The 2634-nt window shown below is 34.4% G+C and carries 1 protein-coding gene; it reads right to left on the bottom strand.

Features of this window, described 5'->3' with window-relative positions:
* Positions 1-382: 382 nt before the first annotated feature.
* The coding region (locus tag ACFIKI_RS08265; protein ID WP_375666735.1) for a type ISP restriction/modification enzyme at positions 383-2634 on the bottom strand (2252 nt) is incomplete at its 5' end.

Here is a 2634-nt window from a genome sequence, read left to right as displayed (position 1 = left end):
AACGGTATATTTTTGAAGGTATTTTGACGGTTTGAGAAACCTTCAAAACCTATAAGTAATATAAGAAAATGAATATATATAACTCTCTTTAAATAAAGCTTTTGAAAACAATAAAGCACTCATTTTAGATTACGGTATAACCTCTTAAAGGCAATGTAAAAAAATCTAACTCTATTTAAGATGGGGTTTCTTATAAATCTTAAAGCAATCCAAATGAGAGTATCTAAAAGTGCAAGTTTTTTCTTTTTAGAATAACGCATGATAAATTATCCTTTTAAAGATTATATGTAAGCAATGTATAAAGGGGTATAGGAACCTATAGCTATAAGACCTTATACCCCTTATGAGTTTATCATACCCATTATGTGAGCATGCTTTTAAGTTATTCAGTTTCTCTTAATACCAAATTTGGTAAGTTCTTAACGATTTTCATGGTTTCTAAACTTACGGTAATAACCCTTTGAAACAATTCCAATGGATAAGCAGGGTTGCCAACGGTTTCAACAGCATAGCGATTGGCATCATTAACAATGCCACTCTTTTTATCAGTCTTAACGCATTGACGTCCCATAACCCATTCAAGAGCGGGTTTACCATTGACGATATACTCATAAGCTTCAAGAGGGATATCTGTCATGGTAATATTGTTATTGTAAAAAACAGTCGATTTATCCTTTTCCTTACTATTCTTAATTTTTGCGAATTTCATTTCAGTTACATAATAAAATTTTTCTGGATTAGAGATCTCTGTAACTTTTGGATTACCCTTTTTAAAGGTCACTGGATAAGGTTCTACAGTTTCATAGTTTACGTGCAAATGACCCAATTCACGCCCTGCTGTCACAAATTTCCAAAAATCATCAGCACTCTTTACACAAGGGATACGAGGCAATTCTTTAGAGAGGTTATCAGCATAACGAGCACGATAATCTTCCGAATGAAGTAGACCATAAACATAATAGAATAGATCATCTTTTGTTATGGTTTCATTAGGATAAGCGGCTTTAAAATGTGCTAATCCTTCATCCGTAATGGCATCACGCCTCTGTAAACCAACAGTTTTGTTTTCCTCTATAGAGTCTGTAAATAAAAGGGTTTGTTTCTCACTTTTACTTTTTGAAACCGTAGCATCTTCATAGATATATCTTGGAAAGCATTGACTATTCTCCATCACTTGAAATTCAGGCACATTCTTAGTCATAATAACAGAAAAATCTTTCTTTGCTCCCGTACCTGTAATTTGTATTACTCTATTTTCAACCGCTTGCCCCATTGGAAATATACATGGAATTTGGGCAACCATTTCATTAAAGGCACGATTGTAATAGAGCCATTGTTGTGTAAAAGGACGATATAGGCTTTGAATAAGGCATGTATCTTCAAATTCAAAAATCTTTCCTTTAGTTAAATGTTTCTTAAGATTAATACTCCAACTAATTTTGCTTTCATCGGCATTAACAAAATTATCTACAGTTTTAGTACGTGTTTTACCGTTATCATGTGTATAAACACCATTAAAACGCTCCACTTCACTATTGTAGAAAGTAATCATATTACTCATATTCTTCGCGAGAGTTTCATTGCTTGCATTGTATGCCCAAGCATCACGATTGGTTTTTAGACCACAAGAATAAATCTCAAACAGTTTTTTACTATGAGGTTTCTTATCACCTAAAGCTAGGAATGTCTTGAAACTGTCATCACGTTGACCAAGCCAATCATTATGCTTATCCGGTATAATTATTCGCCAACCTTGTTTGCTCTGTGTAATACCATCAATGCTACCAAATTTTTTAATTGTCTTAAGCTTTTTTTCTCTTGTGAGATAATCTCCAATATCACGGAAATATATTTTCCCCTGTTGTTTGGATTTTGGATTTTTTACGAGAATAGAAATCGCTATAGGGGCACGAGATCCAGAACCAAAAATCTTACCACCTTCTTTTCGCGAAAGTTCTCCAGAGGTTCGTTGATTACCCCGTAAATGGAAAATGTAAAGGCTACTAAATTCCTCAACTAGACACTTGCGTAAACCATTTAAAGAACATGCATTAATAAACCCTGCGTTTGTCACAAAACCAATAATACCACAATCTTTTATACGGTCACTAGCCCATCGAATTGCTCGTATATAGCTATCATAAAGTGCTTGCATATTGATTGATTCAGATTGAGCAGCATAAGTTTCACTGATACGATTATCTAATATGGGATAAGGGGTATTCTTCGCATTATCATTAGCACTTTTTTGACCAGTTGAATAAGGTGGGTTGCCGAAGATAACTTCGATAGTCAAATTTTTCTGATGTTCCAAATATTCACTGTTTTCTTTGAGTATACCTTCCATAAGATCTTGTTTTTCAATCATTCGAAACGTATCAGTCAAACCAATATGCTTGAAAGGGATATAATTTCCTTTCATAAGACCATGATAGGTTGCTTCGATATTAATGGCTGCTATGTAATAGGCTAGCAAGACAATCTCATTTGCGTGGATATCATAACGGTATTTATATTCCATATCCTCTGGTTTGATGAGATTGGATTGTAATAGCCTTGTGATAAAGGTCCCTGTTCCAGTGAAAGGGTCAAGAATGGAGACACCTCGTGAACCCAAGCTTGTTCCGAACTCAT

Source organism: Bartonella sp. TT121SHDZB (assembly GCF_042193415.1).
In the GTDB taxonomy this organism is placed as follows: Bacteria; Pseudomonadota; Alphaproteobacteria; order Rhizobiales; family Rhizobiaceae; genus Bartonella.
This window is presented reverse-complemented; position numbering and strand designations above follow the sequence as displayed.